Raw genomic sequence first — 18,728 nt, forward strand, 5'->3', positions numbered from 1 at the left:
TCTAGCCGTGAACAAAACCTGAATCCGGGCGAGTCAGCGATTCGTCGCCGATTCGTTCCAGACTCGTTCCAACCCTTAATCACTCGTTCCAACCCTTAATCAGCAGCCGAACCGAAGCTCGACGGAGGTGACTTCGAACCGCCAGCGGAACATTCCGCTTTCGCTTCGCGCCTGAAATCCCTATGTGTCGCCTGTCATACGCGCCACCCGAGGCGTGCTCCCGACAATGAGAGGCCAGAAAGCCTTATTTCCGAGCGATGAACATCCATCCGAAACCCACCGAGCCGCTGATCCTGTCGGGTCGCGACGTGACTGCCGTGCTTGGGCCGACCAACACAGGCAAGACCCATCTCGCCATCGAGCGCATGGTGGCGCATGAAAGCGGCATCATCGGCCTGCCGCTCAGGCTCTTGGCGCGAGAGGTCTACACCCGCGTCTGCGAAAAGGTCGGTCCCCACAAGGTGGCGCTCATCACCGGCGAGGAGAAGATCCAGCCGCCAGGCGCGAGATATTCGGTCTGTACCGTCGAAGCCATGCCGCGCGAGACCGATGCCGCCTTCGTCGCCATCGACGAGGTGCAGCTTGCCGGTGATCTCGAGCGCGGCCATATCTTCACCGACCGCATCCTGCATCTGCGCGGCCGCCAGGAGACGCTGCTGCTCGGCGCCGCCACCATGCACGGCATCTTGCAGCGCCTGTTGAAAGGCGTCTCGGTGGTGACACGACCGCGGCTGTCACATCTGGCCTATGCCGGTTCGAAGAAGCTGACCCGCTTGCCCCGGCGCACAGCGATCGTCGCCTTCTCCGCCGACGAGGTTTATGCCATCGCCGAACTGATCCGCCGCCAGCAGGGCGGTGCGGCCGTCGTGCTTGGCGCGCTCTCGCCCCGCACCCGCAACGCCCAGGTGGCGCTGTTTCAGTCGGGCGACGTCGACTATCTCGTCGCCACCGATGCCATCGGCATGGGCCTTAACCTCGATCTCGACCATGTCGCCTTCGCCCAGAACCGCAAGTTCGACGGCTATCAGTATCGCAACCTGACGGCGGCCGAACTTGGCCAGATCGCCGGGCGCGCCGGCCGGCACCTGCGCGACGGCACCTTTGGCGTCACCGGCCAGGTCGACCCGCTGGACGAGGAATTGGTCAAGAAGATCGAAAGCCACGACTTCGACCCCGTGAAGGTTCTGCAGTGGCGCACAGCGCGTTTCAATTTCGCCAGCCTCGACGCGCTGAAGCGCTCGATCGAGACCAATGCCCCGGTGGAGGGCCTGACCCGTGCGCTGCCGGCAGTCGATGCGCAGGCGCTTGAGCACCTGTCGCGTGACGAGGACATCAGGGCGCTCGCCACCGACGCAAGGCGCGTCGCGCTGCTGTGGGAGGCCTGCGCGCTCCCCGACTACCGCAAGATAGCGCCGGCCCAGCACGCCGACCTCATTGCGTCGATCTACATGGACCTCGCCAGGCATGGCCATGTCGACGAGAATTACATGGCCGAGCAGGTGCGCCGCGCCGACACCACCGAGGGCGACATCGATACGCTGTCGCATCGCATCGCCCAGATCCGCACCTGGACATTCGTGTCGAACCGGCCCGGCTGGCTGGCCGATCAGGCACACTGGCAGGAAAAGACGCGCGAAATCGAAGACAGATTGTCGGATGCGCTGCATGAGCGGTTGACGAAACGCTTCGTAGACCGCAGGACTTCCGTCCTCATGCGGCGCCTTAGAGAAAATACCATGCCTGAAGCCGAAATAAGCCCAACCGGAACCGTCCTCGTCGAAGGCCACCATGTCGGCGAGTTGCAGGGGTTCCGTTTCACCGCCGATCAGAGCGCTGGCGGCGAAGACGCCAAGGCCGTGCGCGCGGCCGCCCAGAAGGCGCTGGCGGCGGAGTTCGAGGCACGCGCCGAACGCTTCGGCGCCTGCGCCAATGGCGACATCGCGCTCGGTTCCGACGGCACGCTGCGCTGGATCGGCGCGCCGATCGGCACTCTGGTTGCCGGTGAAGACGCGCTGAAGCCGCGTCTGGTGCTTTTGGCCGACGAACAGCTGACCGGCCCGGCGCGTGACAAGGTCGCCGCGCGCGCCGAGCGCTTCGTCAATTTCCAGATCGAATCCCTGCTGAAGCCGCTGGTCGATTTGAAGAATGCCGAGCAGATATCGGGTATCGGCCGCGGCATTGCCTTCCAGCTGGTCGAGAATTTCGGCCTTATCAATCGTCGCGACATCGCCGAGGAGATGAAGTCGCTCGACCAGGAAGGCCGCGCGGCATTGCGCCGGCTGGGCGTGCGCTTCGGCGCCTATCATGTCTTCGTGCCGGCGCTGATCAAGCCGGCGCCCGCGGGATTGGTGACGTTGCTGTGGGCGCTGAAAAACGACGGCAAGGACAAGCTCGGCTTCGGCGACGTCGTCCATGCGCTGGCATCGGGCCGCACCTCGGTGGTCATCGATCCGGCTTTCGACAAGGCCTTCTACAAGCTTGCCGGCTACCGCAATCTCGGCCGCCGCGCCGTGCGCATCGACATTCTGGAACGGCTGGCCGACCTGATCCGCCCGGCGACCAACTGGAAGCCCGGCCTCGGCCAGCGTCCGGATGGCGCCTATGACGGCCAGTCTTTCATGGTGACGCCGCCGATGATGTCGATTCTCGGCGCCACGGCCGATGACATGGAAGAAATCCTGAAAGGTCTTGGCTACCGTGCCGAGCCGAAGCCGGCGGCCGAAGTCAAGGCACGGCTGGAAGCGCAGGACAATGCCGCCCGGGAAGCCGTGGCGGCCAAGCTGGCAGCGGAAGAGGCCGCGCGCGCCGAGCAGGCCAAGGCGGCGGAGGCGGCTGCGACGGACACGCCTGAGGAGACATCGGCGGAAGATCCGCAAACTGCGACTGCCCAGACCGCCGTCGAAATTCCTGCTGAACCCATTGCGGAAGCGGCCGAAACTGTTGCGGAAGAACAACCCGAAGTTCCAGCCGAAGCGACGCAAGAGGTTGCGCCTGTAGCAGAAGCCGTGCCTGAGACTTCTGCCGCCGAAAGCGCCGACGCTCTCACCTCCCCCTCGACGGGGGAGGTCGCGGAGCGAAGCGAGGGGGGTGACAGCGCCGACGCTCCCCAACAGGGACCCGCTGCGGAAGCCGAAGAGCCTAAGCCGATCCTGTTGTGGCGGCAGGGCCGCTTCGACCAGCGGCCTCGTCACCGTCACCACGAGAACCGCGCCCGGCCGCGCAACGGCCAGGCGGCGCGCTCCGATGCCCCGGCGGATGCCGCTGTCGGCCAGCCCGGCACCCGGCCCGCCCATGAAGGGCGCCGCGATGGCGCCGGCAAGCCGCGTTTCGATCGCTCGAAGTTCAAGCCCAGGCCGCAAGGCGAAGGCGGGGAACGGCGGGAGGGAAAGCCGCAGGGCGAGCGTTCTGACCGCCGTGAGGGCCGGCCGGGCGGCAGGCCGGAAGGCAAGGGCGGCCCGCAAGGCGCCAAACCCTCGTTTCAGGCAAAACCGCGCGAGGAGCGCCCGGTGCGCTTCGATCCCGACTCTCCCTTCGCCAAGCTCGCCGCTTTGCGCGACCAGCTGAAGAAATAGCCGCACAGGATCCGATGGTCGCCCCGATGGCCACCGACCGCCAGCGTATCGACAAATGGCTGTTCTTCTCGCGCGCGGTGAAATCGCGCTCGCTGGCCGCCAAACTGGTCGTGGCCGGCCGGGTGCGCATCAATCGCGACAAAGCAGCGCAGGCCTCCGACCTGGTCAAGCCTGGCGACGTCCTGACCATCACGCTGGAGCGGCGCATCTTCATCTGGAAGGTGCTCGATGCGGGAAGCCGGCGCGGCCCCGCCGTGGAGGCACGCACGCTCTACGAAGACATGTCGCCGCCTGCCGCACCGACGGGCGAGGCGCCTCCCGACGCGATCCCAGGGCTGCGCGAGGCCGGAAGCGGCCGCCCCACGAAGAAGGAGCGCCGCGAGACCGACCGCTTGCTTGGCGACGACTGACCGCCGGTGCACGGAGGCATGTATGTTCTTCCACGCCGCCGACACAACGGTCCGAGCACATGACCGATGCCCGCCATTGCCGAGCCGTTGGAATTCCATTCCGGCAATGCCGGCATGGCCGGAATGGCCGCCCTTGCAAGCGGGCGCCAAAGGCGTTACCTCACGGAAAAAGCCAACAAAAACGGGACGTCCCGGAGCAGATCGATGACCTATGTCGTGACCGACAATTGCATCAAATGCAAATATATGGACTGCATCGAGGTCTGTCCGGTCGACTGTTTCTACGAGGGCGAGAACATGCTCGTCATCCATCCCGACGAGTGCATTGACTGCGGTGTATGCGAACCGGAATGCCCCGCCGACGCGATCAAGCCCGATACTGAGTCGGGCCTCGACAAATGGCTGCAGATAAACACCGAATACGCTGAGAAATGGCCTAATATCACCGCCAAGAAGGAGCCGCCGGCCGACGCCAAGGCCTTCGATGGCGAGGCCGGCAAGTTCGAGAAATATTTCTCGGCTGAACCCGGAGAAGGCGACTGACAGCGCTGCCGTTTCAACCGGCATGACGCGGCGTAAGAGGTACGGCCTATTAACCGCCTTGACAGGCGGCGTGAACCTGTGGCCTTCGCTTATGCAGCAAAACCTTGATTCTTCCGACTTTTTGTGTTACATGAGCGAAACATGCCGGTGACACAACGTCGATTTATGGCGCTAACGCCCCAAATCACTGAAAGGTGAAAATCCCATATCGGACCAGAGCGATCTGGGCCAGGCGATCGCAATCGTGCGGTTTGCCGGTCCCGGCTTTTCCGGTGGGTTCATCTGTTGTGCGGCTAATGATCGGTAACCCGATCGCGCGAGTTCAGCCGGCACCGCCGCCGGCCCACAACAAGGAGTTCAGGGCGTAATGGCAACGATCACCCCGCAGAAGAAGTCCACCGCTGCACGTCACGGTTTCAAGACCGGCGAGTACATCGTCTATCCGGCGCATGGTGTCGGCCAGATCGTCTCGATCGACGAGCAGGAAGTGGCCGGGCACAAGCTGGAACTGTTCGTCATCGATTTCCAGAAGGACAAGATGCGCCTCAAGGTGCCGGTCGCCAAGGCAACCTCGATCGGCATGCGCAAGCTGTCGGAAGAGGATTATGTCGAACGCGCCCTGAAGGTCGTGCAAGGCCGCGCCCGCGTCAAGCGCACCATGTGGTCGCGTCGCGCGCAGGAATATGATGCCAAGATCAATTCCGGCGACCTGATCTCGATCTCGGAAGTTGTTCGCGACCTCTACCGCGCCGACAACCAGCCGGAGCAGTCCTATTCCGAACGCCAGCTCTACGAAGCCGCGCTCGACCGCATGGCCCGCGAGATCGCCGCTGTCAACCGCATGTCGGAAACCGAAGCCGTGCGTTTGATCGAGGTCAATCTCAACAAGGGCCCTAAGCGCGGCGCCAAGGCCGACAATGAGGAAGCCGAGCAGGAAGAAGCTGCCTGAGGCCTTGCGCCTTTTGAGTTTTTGAAAAACCCGGTCTTGCGCCGGGTTTTTTGTTGCAGGCAATATTTGGAAAGTTGGTGCACGCCCTCGGCGTGCAATCGTCACAGGAACGTTAGGCGGGTCGCTTCCTTCTTGCCTTGGGCGAAACCGGCACGGGCCGCGGGGATGCGGGTCGCCAGATCCATCTGGTTGGTGCCCATTGCGGCGCGGGAATCGACGTCAGGCGTGATCACCACCACCCGGCTGCCCTGCTGGAGCAGGGCTTCGACCTCGCTTGCAAGGTCCGCGCCCGGCGGTCTGCGCAGGCCCTCGAACTGGCCTTCCGGTAGCGGCCCGCTCCGTCCGCTGAACGGCGAGAGCACGATCACGTTCGCATAGCCCGAGGCAAGGTCGGCATTATCGGCGGAGCGCACGCCACCGGAGATGTAGCGGACGCCATTGATGCTGTGCGTAGGCCCCGCACCGGGCAGCGCGGTGCTCGCGGTGGCCGCGTCAACCAGATCGACGCCGGAATCGCGGTCGAACGCAGCCAGTTCACCGGTAAGCGCGTCGACGGCCACCACGATCATCGGCCTTTCCGGCCATTCATGGCGAGGCAATCTGGCGGCGACCAGCGCGCGCCGCTGTTTGGCCACTTCAGGTCCGAATTTGACATCGCTCTCCAATCCGAATGCGCCCATCGCCCGTTGCAGATCGGCTGCCGAGGTAGCGGCGGCGGAAATGGAACGCATCCGCTCGAATACACTATCCATCGGCGGCAACGGCGGTTGACGGCTCGGTCCGGCCGGTTGAACCGGCAGCGGGGACAGCACCGCGGCCAGCAGCTCGCCCGGCGGTATGCCGCTGCGCACCTGCACTGCCGCATTGGCGCCTGCCGAGGTTCCGATCACCAGATCGGCGGCCTCGGTCAGATCGACACCAGTGTCGGCGAGGCCCGCGATGATGCCGATCAGCCAGGCATTTCCGGCGGCCCCGCCACCACCGAGAACAAGAGCAACGTTGCGAACCATCGGCCCCACTATTGCAGCGCATGGACACGCCCGTCCATCGAAATAGAAACACCGTGCCTGACGGCGGCTCACGAGGATAAATGCCCGGCAGGGAGCAAGCGCAGCGCAGGCCTAGGACGAGAAATTGCCGCCTTCTCCCCCACCCTCCTTCTCCGCCATTTCCTGCTTTAGCGTCGCGATGAACCGTCTTGTCCGTTCGCGCTCCGGATTGCCGAACAGCACCGCCGCGGGGCCCTTTTCGACGACAATGCCGGCCTCGAGGAACACCACCTCGCGAGCGATCTTTGAAGCAAGCCGCAGATCGTGCGTGGCCATCACCATCGTCGTCCCCTCGCTGGCGAGCCGGCCGAGCACGTCGACGACTTCCTGCGCCAGTTCCGGGTCGAGCGCGGAGGTCGGCTCGTCGCACAAAAGCACCTTTGGCGACGGCGCCAGCGCCCGGGCGATCGCTACCCGCTGCTGCTGGCCGCCCGACAGCGTTGCCGGCCAGGCATCGACCTTGTGCGCCATGCCGACCTTTTCCAGCAGCGCGAGCGCCCGTTCGCGCGCCCGTGCCTGCGGCCACTTCAGCACCGTCACCAGCCCTTCCATGACGTTCTCGATCGCGGTGCGATGCGGGAACAGTTGGAAGTTCTGGAACACCATGCCGGTCTGCAGCCGCAGCCGCTGAATGTCCCGGGCCGCCACCTTCGCTCCCGGATGGAACTCCAGCGCCTGATCGCCGATACGCACTGTGCCCGAAGTTGGGATCTCAAGCAGGTTGATGCAGCGCAGCAGCGTACTTTTGCCACCACCCGAAGGACCGACCAGCGCGGTGACGCTGCCTTCGGCGATGGTAACCGTCACGCCCTTCAGCACGAGATTGTCCCCGAAGCGCTTTTCGATGTTGGCAAGGTCGATCACGAGCGCGCCTCCAGGAACCCGCCATAGCGATTGAGCCGCGCCTCCAGCCGCGTCTGCAAGGCCGACAGCACCGAACTCATCGCCAGATAGAGGATAGCCGCCTCGACATAGAGGATCAGCGGCTCATAGGTGGTGGCGACGATGCGCTGCGCGGCCTGGAACATTTCCGGCACGGTGATGGCGGCGGCCAGCGACGTGTCCTTGACCAGCGAGATGAAGGTGTTGGAGAGCGGCGGCACCGCCACGCGCCCGGCCTGCGGCAAGATGGTGCGGCGCATCGCCTGGCTCCAGGTCATGCCGATCGAATAGGCCGCCTCCCATTGCCCCTTTGGCACCGCGCCTATCGCCGCGCGAACGATTTCCGACGAATAGGCGCCGATATTGAGCGTGAAGCCGATCAACGCCGCGGGAAACGCGTCAAGCAGGATGCCGGCCGAGGGCAGGCCGTAGAAGATCAGGAACAGCTGCACCAGGAGCGGCGTGCCGCGGAATATCCACACGTAGAAGCGCGCCACCGCGACCAGGGGCATTGGCCCGAAGAGCCGGATCAGCGCGGTTCCGAGACCGACGCTCAAGCCAAGCACAAAGGACAGGAGCGTCAGCGGTACGGTGAAGATCAACGCGGCCCACAGCAGCGAAGGCAGCGATTCCAGCATGAGTTGCAGCCAGTGCGGCACGAAAGGCTCCTTCTTGCGACTGCCGTATATCACGCGAAAGGCGGCGGGCCGTCAAAACGGTCCGCCGCCGGGCGATGTCGCGCGGGCCGCCAACGGCCCGGCCGTAAATTACTTCGAGACGTCCTGGCCGAAATACTTGTCTGCGATCTTCTGATAGGTACCGTCGGCCTTGATGTCGGCCAGGGCCTTGTTGATCGCGGCAACCAGTTCCGGATCGCCCTTGCGAACGATGACGCCGGAATAGTCGGCGTTCTCTTCCTGGGCCGCGATCTTCACATTGGCATCCGGCTTGTGCTTCTTGAAGTCGAGGAAGGACAGGCTGTCATTGATGGTTGCGTCGGCGCGGCCGGTCAGAAGCAGCTGGATCGACTGGTCGAACCCGTCGGTGCCGACCAGTTCGGCGCCGTTGGCCTCGGCCAGTTTGCCGAAATTCGAAGTCAGCGACTGCGCCGACTTCTTGCCCTTGAGATCGGCGAAACTCTTGATGTCGGTGTTGTCGCCGCGCACGATCAGCACTGCCTTGGAGGCGATGTAGGGGTCGGAGAAATCGTATTTCGCCTTGCGGGCGTCGGTGATGCCGACTTCGTTGATGACCGCGTCATAGCGGTTGGCATCGAGGCCCGCGATCAGCCCGTCCCATTTGCCCTCGAGGAACTCTACCTTCACGCCGAGCTTGTCGCCGATCGCCTTGGCGATTTCGACATCGAAGCCGACCAGCGCTCCGCCGGCATCATGATAGGTAAAGGGTGCGTAGGTGCCCTCCGTGCCGACCTTGATGACGCCGGCCTGCTTGATCTGGTCGAGATTGGCGCCGGCATAGCCTGCGGTAACAGCCAGAACCTGCAAAGTTCCGGCGACGATGAGCGACTTGAGCCATTTCATTTTTCTGTGATCCCGTCCTGGCCTGATATCCGGCATGGTGTGTGAGCGCTGGAAATTGACAGATGTGAGTTGAAAAAATAAGGAATGAGATTTCAAAAACATCCATTATTCGGAATCGGATTCTACCACTGACGTTTCTGGCGGTGCCTCGAACCCGCCCGGAGTTTTTTCGCGCAGCCTCCACGCCGCGCCGCCGGCGGCGGAACCTTTCCCGCGCATGGCACGTTTTGCGTTCGTTGTAGGGCAGGACGCCGTCATTTCAAGTCGAGCGGCTGCCGGGTTTCGAAATGACATCCGTATCGCCAGAGCCAGGGAGTGCCTCATGATGGAAGACACGGCAGGACGGATCATGGTCCGCGCGGCAATGAGGGCTCCCTATCTCGAACGCGACGAGGAGTTGCGGCTGGCGCTGCGCTGGAAAAAGGACAACGACCAGAACGCGCTGCACAGCATCACCGTGGCGCATATGCGCCTGGTCATTTCCATGGCCTCCAAATTCCGTCATTACGGCCTGCCGCTTGGCGATCTGGTCCAGGAGGGCCATGTCGGCCTGCTCGAGGCCGCGGCCCGTTTCGAGCCGGAGCGCGAAGTGCGGTTTTCGACCTATGCGACCTGGTGGATCCGGGCCTCGATGCAGGACTACATCCTGCGCAACTGGTCGATCGTGCGCGGCGGCACCAGCTCGGCGCAAAAGGCTCTGTTCTTCAACCTGCGGCGCCTGCGCGCCCGGCTGGCGAACGGCGCCGCGGAGCCGCTGTCGAACAGGACGTTGTACCGCGAGGTTTCAGCGGCCCTCGGCGTCTCCGAAGCCGATGTCGCGCTGATGGATTCGCGGCTCTCGGCGCCCGACTCCTCCCTCAATGTCCCGCTTGCCGACGATGGGGGCGCGACCGAGCGGATGGACTTCCTCGTGTCGGACGATCCCTTGCCCGACGAGGTCGTCAGCGACACCATCGATATCGAACGCCGCTCGATATGGCTGAAGGCGGCGCTTGCCGCACTCAACGCGCGTGAGCTGCGCATCATCGAGGAGCGTCGGCTGAGCGACGAGGGCGCGACGCTCGAAGCGCTCGGCGAGACGCTTGGCATTTCCAAGGAACGCGTGCGCCAGATCGAGGCCCGCGCCATGGAAAAGCTGAAAGTGGCGCTGGTGAAGCAGAACCCGGAATTCCTCGCCGCCGCCGCCTAAGTGGGAAAGTGTGTAACGGTTCCCGTCCGGGAATTGCGAAAACGGGAGAGCGAGTTAGCGCCGACAATAGCTATTTGTCGGTGACGATCTTGACCTTGTCGCCGGCCGAAACCGCAGCCCCCGGCGACAGCGCGTTGAGCACCCGGAACAGGTCGAGTTTGCGGTCGACGCCGACCATCTGCGCCGAAAGCGAACCCATCGTCTGCCCCGGCTGGACGGTGACCACGCGGATATGCAGCGGCTTCAGCGCCGCCTTTTCGGCGGCACTCAGAATGCGGAACGAGCCGCTGACGGAACGCGCCACGGTGTCGAGCGACGTGCTGGCGGATGGTGCCGCCGTCAGCAGCCGGTAGACCTGGCCGCCGGCGCGGATTACCGCGATATCGAACTGCCAGCCTTCGGCGCCTGCATGCGCCGTCGCCGCCTCGTTGCCGTTGATCGTTTCCTGCCTGACGCTCGCGTCGTCGAGACCGGCCACCCAGCCGCTCCTGATATAATCGGTCAGCGCACGGTTCTTGTCGATCGACACGCCGTCGAAGCGGATCGCAATGTCGCCCGGCCCGGTCGCCGTCACGGCGGCGGCCGAATTGTCGATGATGAAGCCCTCCGGCACCGAGAAGGACACGCCCAGGCCCGGATGCAGAAAGGTCTCGCCGCGCACATACCCTTCTTCCGGCGTGTCGCCGTAGAGCAGGCCGTCTATCCCGGCGAGGAAGGCGTCGCGATCGCGGGTGCCGACGCCCGGCGGGCCGAACTGGCGGGCATGGCGTTGCGCAAGGTCGATACGCTGCGGCGTATTGGGATGCGTTGCCAGGAAATCGAGGCTGGCGTCGGTGGCGCCGCTGATCGAGCGGAAATCGGTGTAGGCCGACATGGACTGCAAGAAGCGGCCGGCGGCGTAAGGATCGTAGCCGGCTTCGCCGATCGACTTGATGCCGATCGCGTCGGCTTCCAGTTCCTGGTTGCGCGAAAACTGCGCCAGTCTCAGCTTGCCGCGGATCAGCGCCGCCTTGGCGGTCGGGCTGTCGCCGAGCACGTCGGAAACAACCTTGGTGGCGAGCCCCTCCTCGGCCTCGAGCTGCTGGCGCTGCAGGCCGTGGTTGGCGGTGACGTGGCCCATCTCATGCGCGATGACGGCGGCGAGCTCGGCCGAATCATTGGCCAGGGCCAGCAGGCCGCGCGTGACGTAGAGGTAGCCGCCCGGCAGTGCGAAGGCATTGACGTTGGGCGAATTGAGGATGGTGATACGATAGGTCTGGGTCGGGTTGGCCGACACCACCGTCAGGCTGCCTACGACCTTGGCGACCATGCGCTCGAGCTTGGGATCGGAGTATTCGCCGCCATAGGTCGCCAGGATGCGTGGATGCTGCGCCTTGGCCAGTTCGGCCAATTTGTTATTGGCCGCGACATTGTCGACCGTGATCGGTTTGTCGGAAGGCTGGAAGCCGGATTCCTGGACTTCCGGAGGTGTGAACATCTGGCAGCTTGCCAGGGCCACGACAAAGCCGGCCAGCGCCAGAAAGCGCGCCAGCATTTTCCCTCTTGGTCTTTCCGTGCCGGTCGGCAGAACGGCTTCCTTTCGGGTCTGGCGCATGCCCGCGAAAATCGGGGCGATCCTCGCAAGGGCTCATGCGCAAATCAAAGCATTACAGCATCCACGCCATACCAACGCGCGGCGGATGCCGCAGGCAAATCACGGCCTGCACCGGACCGGTACAGGGCGGACCTAGCCACACTACCTCTGTCAAGGCAAGCAATCGCCCCGTCGCCAGGAGCCGGTTTGAGCGTAAATTATGTCCGCTTCCGGGCAATATCTCGTGATCCAGCCTCCCAGGCGCTTGTGCCAACATAGCGCCGGAAAACTTCAGGACCAGCCCCGGCAAAGAAATCATCCGCCTTGCCCTTGGCGGCAACCATGCCGTTGTCGAGGAACACCACCTCCTCACAAATACGGCGTGCGTCCTGTGGCTGGTGCGTAACGAACAGCAGCGTCATGCCCCGCTCGGCATGCACGTCGGCGACAAGATCGAGCATGTCGTCGCGCAAGGCCGGTCCGAGTGAAGCGAAAGGCTCGTCCAGAAGAAGCACCGGGCGGTTGCGAACCAGCACGCGCGCCAATGCGACACGCTGGCGTTCGCCTCCCGAAAGTTCGCGCGGCAGGCGTCTTTCCTTGCCCGCGAGGCCGGTGCGCGCGATCGCCTCCGCGATGTCAGCGCCGTCGGCCTCGGTCAGCCGCAGCGAGGGCGAGCGGCCGAGCCCGACATTCTCTTCGACCGAAAGATGGGCAAAAAGATTGTTTTCCTGGAACACCATCGACACGGGCCGCGCCGAAGGCGGCGCCGCGCCGACATCGGCGCCGCCGATCAGCACGCGGCCAGCCTGCGGCGTCTCGAAGCCCGCCACCAGATTGAGCAGCGTCGACTTGCCCGAGCCGCTCGGCCCCATGATGGCGGTAATTTTCGACGCGGCGAAATCGACATCGAAAACGAGCGGCGCGTCGCCGTAGCTGAACGAGACCGTGTCCAGCCGCACCTCGGCTCCCCTTGTCGCACCATTGGTGGCGCCCGCAGCCATCAGTCTCGTTCTCCCCTTCCCAGCCCGCTCGCCGCCACCACAAGCGCAAGGCAGACCAGACCGAGCAGCAGCGCCAGGCCGGCGGCGTCCTCGGTACGGTAGCTGCCCATGCGCGCCAGGAGAAGGTAGGGCAAGGTCTGCACGGAATCACTGCCGAACAATGCGATGACGCCGAGATCGCCAAGCGACAGCGCCATGGCAAACGCGAAGGCGGTGGCCAGCGGCCGTCGCAGCGAGGGCCAGTCGACCAGCCGCAACCGGGCCCAGCCCGCTATTCCCAGAAGCGCGCAGAGCCGCTCATGGCGCTCGCTCGCCGCATCATAGGCGGGGCGGATGGCACGGATGGCGAAAGGCATCGCCATGACTGCATTGACGGTGACGACCATGACCGGGGCTATGGCAAAGACATCGCCGACATGGCGCAGCAGAAGGAACCAGCCGGCGCCGATGACGATGGGCGGCACGACCAGGACGAAGCCGGCACCGGTGTCGGTGGCGTGTTCGAGCACGGTCCGCGGACCGGAGCGGCGCTTCAGGGCCAGCACGCGGCGCGCCATGGCGAGCGAAAGCGACAGCGCAACCGACAGCAGCGCCGACAGGAAAGCCAGCACGGCGCTGGTCAGCGTCGCCTGCCGCACCGCCGCTTCGCCGGCGAGACGACCGAGGTCGGCGCCGAGGCCTGACATCACCGTCGCCGTCATCGGCCCGGCGACGAACAAAAGGGCCAGCACGACGAGCGCGGCATTCAGCGCGGCCTCGGTCCTGCCGGCCGAGACGTAGCGGCGCGGCGCCACCGGCAGATTGGCGTCACCGGTGGTGTTGGCGCCGAGCCGCGTCAACGCCAGCACCACGACAAAGGTCAGCGCGATCTGCAGCAGCGTCAGCGCCACCGCCCGCGCGGGATCGAAATCGAAACGCAGAGCCTGGTAGATGCCGACCTCCAGCGTCGTCGCGCCGGGGCCACCGCCCAGCGTCAGCACGATCGTGAAGGATGTGATGCAGAGCATGAACACCAGGCCGGCGACGCCCGGCAGAGCGGCGCGCAGTGTCGGCCACTCGATCAGCCGGAAAGCCGGTGCGGCACCCATGCCGAGCTGGCTCGCCAGCCGCCATTGGTCGGCTTGGATGGTTTGCAGCGCTTCGAGGAACAGCCGCGTGGCCAGCGGCAGGTTGAAGAAGACATGAGCAACGAGGATGCCGGAGAGGCCATAGATGCCCGGCCAATTGTAACCGCCGACGGCACCAAGAAAGCCGGCGAAATAGCCGGCGCGGCCATAGAGCGCCAGGATGCCGAGCGCCGCCACGATCGCCGGCAGCGCCAACGGCAGGGCGAAGAGCTGGAGGATGAAGCCGCGGCCGGGAAAGCGCGGATGCCGCGACAGCGCGCGAGCCACGAACAGGGCCGGCGCCACCGACAACAGCGTCGAAAGCGCCGCCTGCCACAACGTAAAGCGCACGACGCGCAGGAGATAAGGATCGAAGGCTGCCCAGGCTCCGGAGAAATCGTTCGCGCCTTCGAAAAGAAGACCCGCAAACGCGCCGCCGATCAGGAGCCCGATCGCCGCAAGCGCGAGGATACCGGCGGAGATGCGGGGGTCAGACGCGCGCTGCACGCTGCGCCGCCCAAAGGACCTTTAGCGAGCGTCGCGTTCCTTCGCGCCCCCCTCTGTCCTGCCGGACATCTCCCCCACTTGGGGGGAGATTGGCTGCTTCAGCGCTCCACCCTCTCCTGTGACGTCGCCAATTGGCGAAAGCCGTCGTGACGGCCAATCTCCCCCCTCGTGGGGGAGATGTCCGGCAGGACAGAGGGGGGCGCCGTAGAGCACTCATCATTCGATCATACGACCAAACTACTTGCTCATCACCGCCAGCCATTCATCCACCCATGCCTTGCGGTTGGCCGCGACCTCCTCGGGACTGAACAGCAAGGTTTTGGTCGGCCTGACCAGTCTGTCGAAGGCCGGATTGAGCGGCTTGTCGGTCTTGCCGGCCGGGAACATCCAGTTGGTCTCGGGGATGACATCCTGGAATTTCGGCCCGGTCATGAAGGCGATGAACTTTTCCGCCAGCGGATTTTTGGCTCCCGTCGTGGTGATGCCGGCGACCTCGATCTGCAGATACTCGCCCTCCTCGAAGGAAGCGGCCTGGTAGCGCTCGGTGTTCTCGGCAACCATGTGGTAGGCGGGCGAGGTCGTGTAGGACAACACCATCGGCGCCTCGCCCTTGGTGAACAGGCCGTAGGCCTCGCTCCAGCCCGGCGTCACGGTCAAGACCTTCGCCTTGAGCTTGGCCCAGGCCTCCGGCGCCTTGTCGCCATAGACCGACTTCACCCACAACAGCAGGCCGAGGCCCGGCGTCGAGGTGCGCGGATCCTGGATAACGATCTTGTCGTCGGCACTGCCCTCGACCAATTCCTTCAGGCTCTTGGGCGGCGTCTTCAGCTTCTGCGTGTCATAGACGACGGCGAAATAGCCATAGTCGTACGGGACAAAGATGTCGTCGTTCCAGCCGCCCGGCACATTGAGCCCGGTCACGGCGCCATGCGGCGCAAACAGGCCAGTGGCCTTGGCATCGGCGGTGAGATTGGTGTCGAGGCCAAGCACGATGTCGGCCTTGGTCGCGGCCCCTTCCAGCTTGACGCGGTTGAGCAGCGCGACGCCGTCGGCAACCGAGACGAAGTCGACATCGCAGCCGCATTCGGCCTCGAATTCCTTCTTCACCACCGGGCCGGGGCCCCAGTCGGCGGTAAAGCTCTCATAAGTGTAGACGGTGAGCTTGTCCTTGGCTAAGGCCGGCCCGGACAGAACCACGACCATTGCAGAGACAAGGGCGTATAAAAGCGTGCGCATCGGCGCCTCCTTCGTTCGGGTTAAAGGAATTGAGGCGTCGGACTGTCCGAAACGTCTAATCCCTCCGCCGGTACAAACCGGATCAGGTTCAGCGGGTTGGCGAGACTGCCTCTCAGCCGGTCCGCGAAATATCGCGTCCGGCACCCCGTTAGAGCGCCTCGACACATAGGCCCGGCCGGTGAACCGCGCAAGTGGCTGTTTGCCGGCCTTCCGTTTCCGCTGCCGGGCTGGTAAGGGCCACACGATATGAGCACATTCACCATCCTGCTTGGCGGCGATCTCATCCGCACGCCACGGCTCGACCGTCAGGTCGAGGGAACCCGCGTCGTCGCCGCCGATGCCGGCATCGGCCATGCAAGCACGCTCGGCCTTGTGCCGGAACTGTGGGTCGGCGATTTCGATTCCGTGCCCGCCGGCCTGCCGGATGAGTTGGCCGCCGTGCCGCGCCGGACCTTCCCGGCAGAGAAGGACGCCACCGATGGCGAACTCGCGATATCGGCCGCCCTGGAGTGCGGCGCGACCAGCCTCGTGCTTGCCGGCGCCTTCGGCGGCAAGCGCGCCGACCATGCCTTCCTGCACATGGCGCTCGCCCTGCGGCTGGCCGGGGCCGGGACAAAGGTGCTGTTGACCAGCGGCGCGCAGGAAGCCGTGCCCCTGGCGCACGGCACGGCCCGCTTCGACTATACAGACGGCACCCTGTTCTCGATCCTGGGTTTTTCCGAGCTTGCCGGGCTGACCGTCGCCGGCGCGAAATGGCCGCTTGACCGCGTCAAGGTCGCGTTCGGCTCATCGCTGACCATCTCTAATGAGGTCAAGGGCAGGCTCGAGATCGCGCTGGGAGCGGGGCGCGCGCTGCTGCTCGCCCATCCCTATCCCTTGCCAGAAAGCTGACATGGCGCCGCCTCTTCTCAATCTCGACGGAATAAAACTGACGTTCGGCGGCACGCCCCTGCTCGACGGCGCCGACTTGGCTGCGTCGGCAGGCGACAAGATCGCGCTGGTCGGCCGCAACGGGTCCGGCAAGTCGACGCTGCTCAAGATCGCCGCCGGCCTGATCGAGCCGCAGGACGGCGAGGTGTTCCGCCAGCCATCGGCGACCGTCCGCTATCTGCCGCAAATGCCCGACATGGACGGCTTCGCAACCGTGCGCGCCTATGTCGAGGCCGGCCTCGGTCCCGCCGACGATCCTTATCGCGCCAGCTACCTGATGGAGCACCTCGGCCTCTCGGGCGAGGAGCAGCCGGGCGACCTCTCCGGCGGCGAGGCCAGGCGCGCCGCCCTTGCCCGCGTCATGGCGCCCGAGCCTGATATCCTGCTGCTCGATGAGCCGACCAACCACCTCGATCTCTCGGTGATCGAATGGCTGGAAGAGGAACTCGTCCGCACCTCCTCGGCCCTCATCGTCATCTCGCACGACCGCCGTTTCCTTGAGCGCGTCTCGCGCGCCACCGTGTGGCTCGACCGGGGCCAGACGCGCCGGCTGGATAAGGGCTTCGGCCATTTCGAGGAATGGCGCGACCAGGTGCTTGAGGAAGAAGAGCGCGAACAGCACAAGCTCGGCCGCCAGATCGTGCGCGAGGAACACTGGCTGCGTTATGGCGTGACGGCGCGGCGCAAGCGCAACATGCGCCGCCTGGGCGAATTGCAGACCATGCGCCAGCGTTTTCGCGGCCATCGCGGCGCCGAAGGCACCGCGACCATGGTGGCCAGCGACGCCGCCGAATCCGGCAAGCTGGTGATCGAGGCCAGGAACATCGAGAAGAGCTTTGGCGACCTCACCGTGGTCAAGGGGTTCTCGACCCGCATCCAACGCGGCGACCGCGTCGGCCTCGTCGGGCCGAACGGCGCCGGCAAGACGACGCTTCTGAAGATGCTGACCGGAGAATTGCAGCCGGATGCCGGTTCGGTGCGGCTCGGCACCAATCTGGAGATCGCCACGCTCGACCAGAAGCGCGAGGCGGTCGATCCGCAGGAGACGCTGGCTCAGTATCTCACCGACGGGCGCGGCGAGAACCTTGTCATCAATGGCGAGCAGCGCCACGTCGTCTCCTACATGAAGGACTTCCTGTTCAAGCCGGAGCAGACACGCACGCCGGTGCGCGAGCTGTCGGGCGGCGAGCGGGCACGGCTGATCCTTGCGCGCGTGCTGGCCCGGCCGGCGAACTTGCTGGTGCTCGATGAGCCGACCAACGATCTCGACATGGAAACGCTGGAGTTGCTGCAGGAACTGGTCGCCGGCTTTGCCGGTACGGTCATCCTGGTCAGCCACGACCGCGATTTCCTCGACCGCACCGTGACCAGCGTGATCGCGCCGGACGGCGGCGGCCGCTGGGTCGAATATGCCGGCGGCTATTCCGACATGCTGGCGCAGCGCGGCGGCACCAGGCTCGACGACCGCAAGGCGCGGGCGAAGGCGGATGCAAGCGAGGCGCCGACGGCGAAGGCGGACAGCCCCACCGCCAAAGCCCCGGCAAAAAAACTCTCGTTCAAGCAGAAATTCGCGCTGGAATCGCTGCCCAAGAAGATCGAGGCGGTGACAGCCTCGATCTCGCGGCTGGAGAACAACATCGCCGATCCGGCCTATTACGAGCGCGATCCGGCCTCGTTCCAGAAGACCATCGCCGCCCTCGACAAGGAGCGCGCGACGCTGGCGGCACTGGAGGAAGAGTGGCTCGAACTGGAGATGTTGCGCGAGGAAATGGAGGGGTGAAGATGGTATGCGCTACGTTATGCGCTTAAAAGAGGGCTGTCTCCGTGCTTCAATCGACGACAAAACCTCAGCGAAAGTCTGTCAATACATCCATTGACGCTCAGCTGATCAAAGACGCCAAAGCGTCGGGTATCAATCTCTCGCGCGCCGCCGAGGCGGGTATTGCGAAGGCCATCGCGTCGGAAAAAACGCGTCGGTGGCAAGAGGAGAACTTTGAGGCGATTGTGAGCTCCAACGCCTATGTCGAGCGGAACGGGTTGCCATTGGCCACACGCCCGCTGTTTTGATGGCCCGTTACGATCTCTATCGGAATGCCGGAGGCAGTGGTTACCTTGTCGATGTTCAGTCCGACCTTCTTGAGAGGCTGAACACGAGAGTCGTCATTCCGTTGATGCCGCCCGACACAGCCTCCGTTCCTGGCCGCCGGCTCTGCCTTGATGGCCACTGAATTGCCGGATGC

General features: G+C 64.7%; 17 protein-coding genes and 1 riboswitch. Of the genes, 9 read left to right on the top strand and 8 right to left on the bottom strand.

What is annotated here, in order from left to right; translation table 11 throughout:
* Nucleotides 1-257 precede the first annotated feature (257 nt).
* The 4 genes from FJ979_RS03840 (at nt 258) to FJ979_RS03855 (ending at nt 5,474) form a co-directional block, all read left to right on the top strand.
* Nucleotides 258-3,572, top strand: coding sequence for a helicase-related protein (locus FJ979_RS03840; RefSeq protein ID WP_140580077.1), 3,315 nt, complete (start codon nt 258-260; stop codon nt 3,570-3,572).
* A 26-nt stretch (nt 3,573-3,598) separates the two neighbouring features.
* Nucleotides 3,599-3,982 carry an RNA-binding S4 domain-containing protein gene (locus FJ979_RS03845; RefSeq protein ID WP_140517614.1) on the top strand — a complete coding sequence of 128 codons (384 nt, stop codon included), beginning with the start codon at nt 3,599-3,601 and terminating at the stop codon, nt 3,980-3,982.
* A 204-nt stretch (nt 3,983-4,186) separates the two neighbouring features.
* A complete protein-coding gene (gene fdxA / locus FJ979_RS03850; protein WP_140493333.1) occupies nt 4,187-4,525 on the top strand; it encodes a ferredoxin FdxA in 339 nt (112 codons plus the stop codon).
* A 367-nt stretch (nt 4,526-4,892) separates the two neighbouring features.
* Nucleotides 4,893-5,474, top strand: a complete 582-nt coding sequence (locus FJ979_RS03855; protein ID WP_006327799.1) for a CarD family transcriptional regulator — start codon at nt 4,893-4,895, stop codon at nt 5,472-5,474.
* A 101-nt stretch (nt 5,475-5,575) separates the two neighbouring features.
* Here the strand turns inward: FJ979_RS03855 and FJ979_RS03860 are convergent, their stop codons facing one another.
* From FJ979_RS03860 to FJ979_RS03875, 4 genes are all read right to left on the bottom strand, one after another.
* The gene (locus FJ979_RS03860; protein WP_140580078.1) at nt 5,576-6,484 is read right to left on the bottom strand and encodes a patatin-like phospholipase family protein; all 909 of its coding nucleotides are present in this window, start codon (nt 6,482-6,484) and stop codon (nt 5,576-5,578) included.
* Between the two features lie 111 nt (nt 6,485-6,595).
* Nucleotides 6,596-7,387, bottom strand: coding sequence for an amino acid ABC transporter ATP-binding protein (locus FJ979_RS03865; protein ID WP_140554933.1), 792 nt, complete (start codon nt 7,385-7,387; stop codon nt 6,596-6,598).
* A complete protein-coding gene (locus FJ979_RS03870; protein ID WP_140493321.1) occupies nt 7,384-8,064 on the bottom strand; it encodes an ABC transporter permease subunit in 681 nt (226 codons plus the stop codon). The genes FJ979_RS03865 and FJ979_RS03870 overlap by 4 nt, the downstream gene beginning before the upstream one ends.
* A gap of 108 nt (nt 8,065-8,172) precedes the next feature.
* Nucleotides 8,173-8,946 (bottom strand): amino acid ABC transporter substrate-binding protein, encoded by a 774-nt coding sequence (locus FJ979_RS03875; protein ID WP_140493318.1) that lies wholly within the window; start codon nt 8,944-8,946, stop codon nt 8,173-8,175.
* 322 nt (nt 8,947-9,268) lie between these two features.
* Between FJ979_RS03875 and FJ979_RS03880 the strand changes: the two genes are divergently transcribed.
* Nucleotides 9,269-10,135, top strand: coding sequence for an RNA polymerase factor sigma-32 (locus tag FJ979_RS03880; protein ID WP_140580079.1), 867 nt, complete (start codon nt 9,269-9,271; stop codon nt 10,133-10,135).
* Nucleotides 10,136-10,205: 70 nt separating this feature from the next.
* Here the strand turns inward: FJ979_RS03880 and FJ979_RS03885 are convergent, their stop codons facing one another.
* The 4 genes from FJ979_RS03885 to thiB form a co-directional block, all read right to left on the bottom strand.
* On the bottom strand, nt 10,206-11,669 hold the full coding sequence (locus FJ979_RS03885) for a M48 family metalloprotease (RefSeq protein WP_140493312.1): 1,464 nt from the start codon (nt 11,667-11,669) through the stop codon (nt 10,206-10,208).
* Between the two features lie 257 nt (nt 11,670-11,926).
* On the bottom strand, nt 11,927-12,709 hold the full coding sequence (thiQ, locus tag FJ979_RS03890; protein WP_140525063.1) for a thiamine ABC transporter ATP-binding protein: 783 nt from the start codon (nt 12,707-12,709) through the stop codon (nt 11,927-11,929).
* Nucleotides 12,709-14,322, bottom strand: a complete 1,614-nt coding sequence (gene thiP, locus FJ979_RS03895) for a thiamine/thiamine pyrophosphate ABC transporter permease (protein WP_140580080.1) — start codon at nt 14,320-14,322, stop codon at nt 12,709-12,711. The genes thiQ and thiP overlap by 1 nt, the downstream gene beginning before the upstream one ends.
* Before the next feature lie 237 nt (nt 14,323-14,559).
* Nucleotides 14,560-15,558 (bottom strand): thiamine ABC transporter substrate binding subunit, encoded by a 999-nt coding sequence (thiB, locus tag FJ979_RS03905; RefSeq protein WP_140580082.1) that lies wholly within the window; start codon nt 15,556-15,558, stop codon nt 14,560-14,562.
* 42 nt (nt 15,559-15,600) lie between these two features.
* Nucleotides 15,601-15,716: riboswitch (TPP riboswitch) on the bottom strand.
* An 88-nt stretch (nt 15,717-15,804) separates the two neighbouring features.
* Here thiB and FJ979_RS03910 point away from each other — a divergent pair.
* Genes FJ979_RS03910 through FJ979_RS03925 form a run of 4 tightly spaced genes read left to right on the top strand, consistent with a single transcriptional unit; the run spans nt 15,805 to nt 18,716 of the window.
* A complete protein-coding gene (locus tag FJ979_RS03910; RefSeq protein ID WP_140580083.1) occupies nt 15,805-16,449 on the top strand; it encodes a thiamine diphosphokinase in 645 nt (214 codons plus the stop codon).
* Nucleotide 16,450: 1 nt separating this feature from the next.
* On the top strand, nt 16,451-18,268 hold the full coding sequence (locus FJ979_RS03915; protein WP_140580084.1) for an ABC-F family ATP-binding cassette domain-containing protein: 1,818 nt from the start codon (nt 16,451-16,453) through the stop codon (nt 18,266-18,268).
* A gap of 44 nt (nt 18,269-18,312) precedes the next feature.
* Complete coding sequence (locus FJ979_RS03920) at nt 18,313-18,555, top strand: type II toxin-antitoxin system CcdA family antitoxin (RefSeq protein WP_140580085.1); 243 nt, start codon at nt 18,313-18,315, stop codon at nt 18,553-18,555.
* Nucleotides 18,555-18,716, top strand: a complete 162-nt coding sequence (locus tag FJ979_RS03925; RefSeq protein WP_348640412.1) for a CcdB family protein — start codon at nt 18,555-18,557, stop codon at nt 18,714-18,716. The genes FJ979_RS03920 and FJ979_RS03925 overlap by 1 nt, the downstream gene beginning before the upstream one ends.
* The last annotated feature ends 12 nt before the right edge of the window (nt 18,717-18,728 follow it).

Origin of the sequence: Mesorhizobium sp. B1-1-6 (genome assembly GCF_006443035.1) — a bacterium.
In the GTDB taxonomy this organism is placed as follows: Bacteria; Pseudomonadota; Alphaproteobacteria; order Rhizobiales; family Rhizobiaceae; genus Mesorhizobium.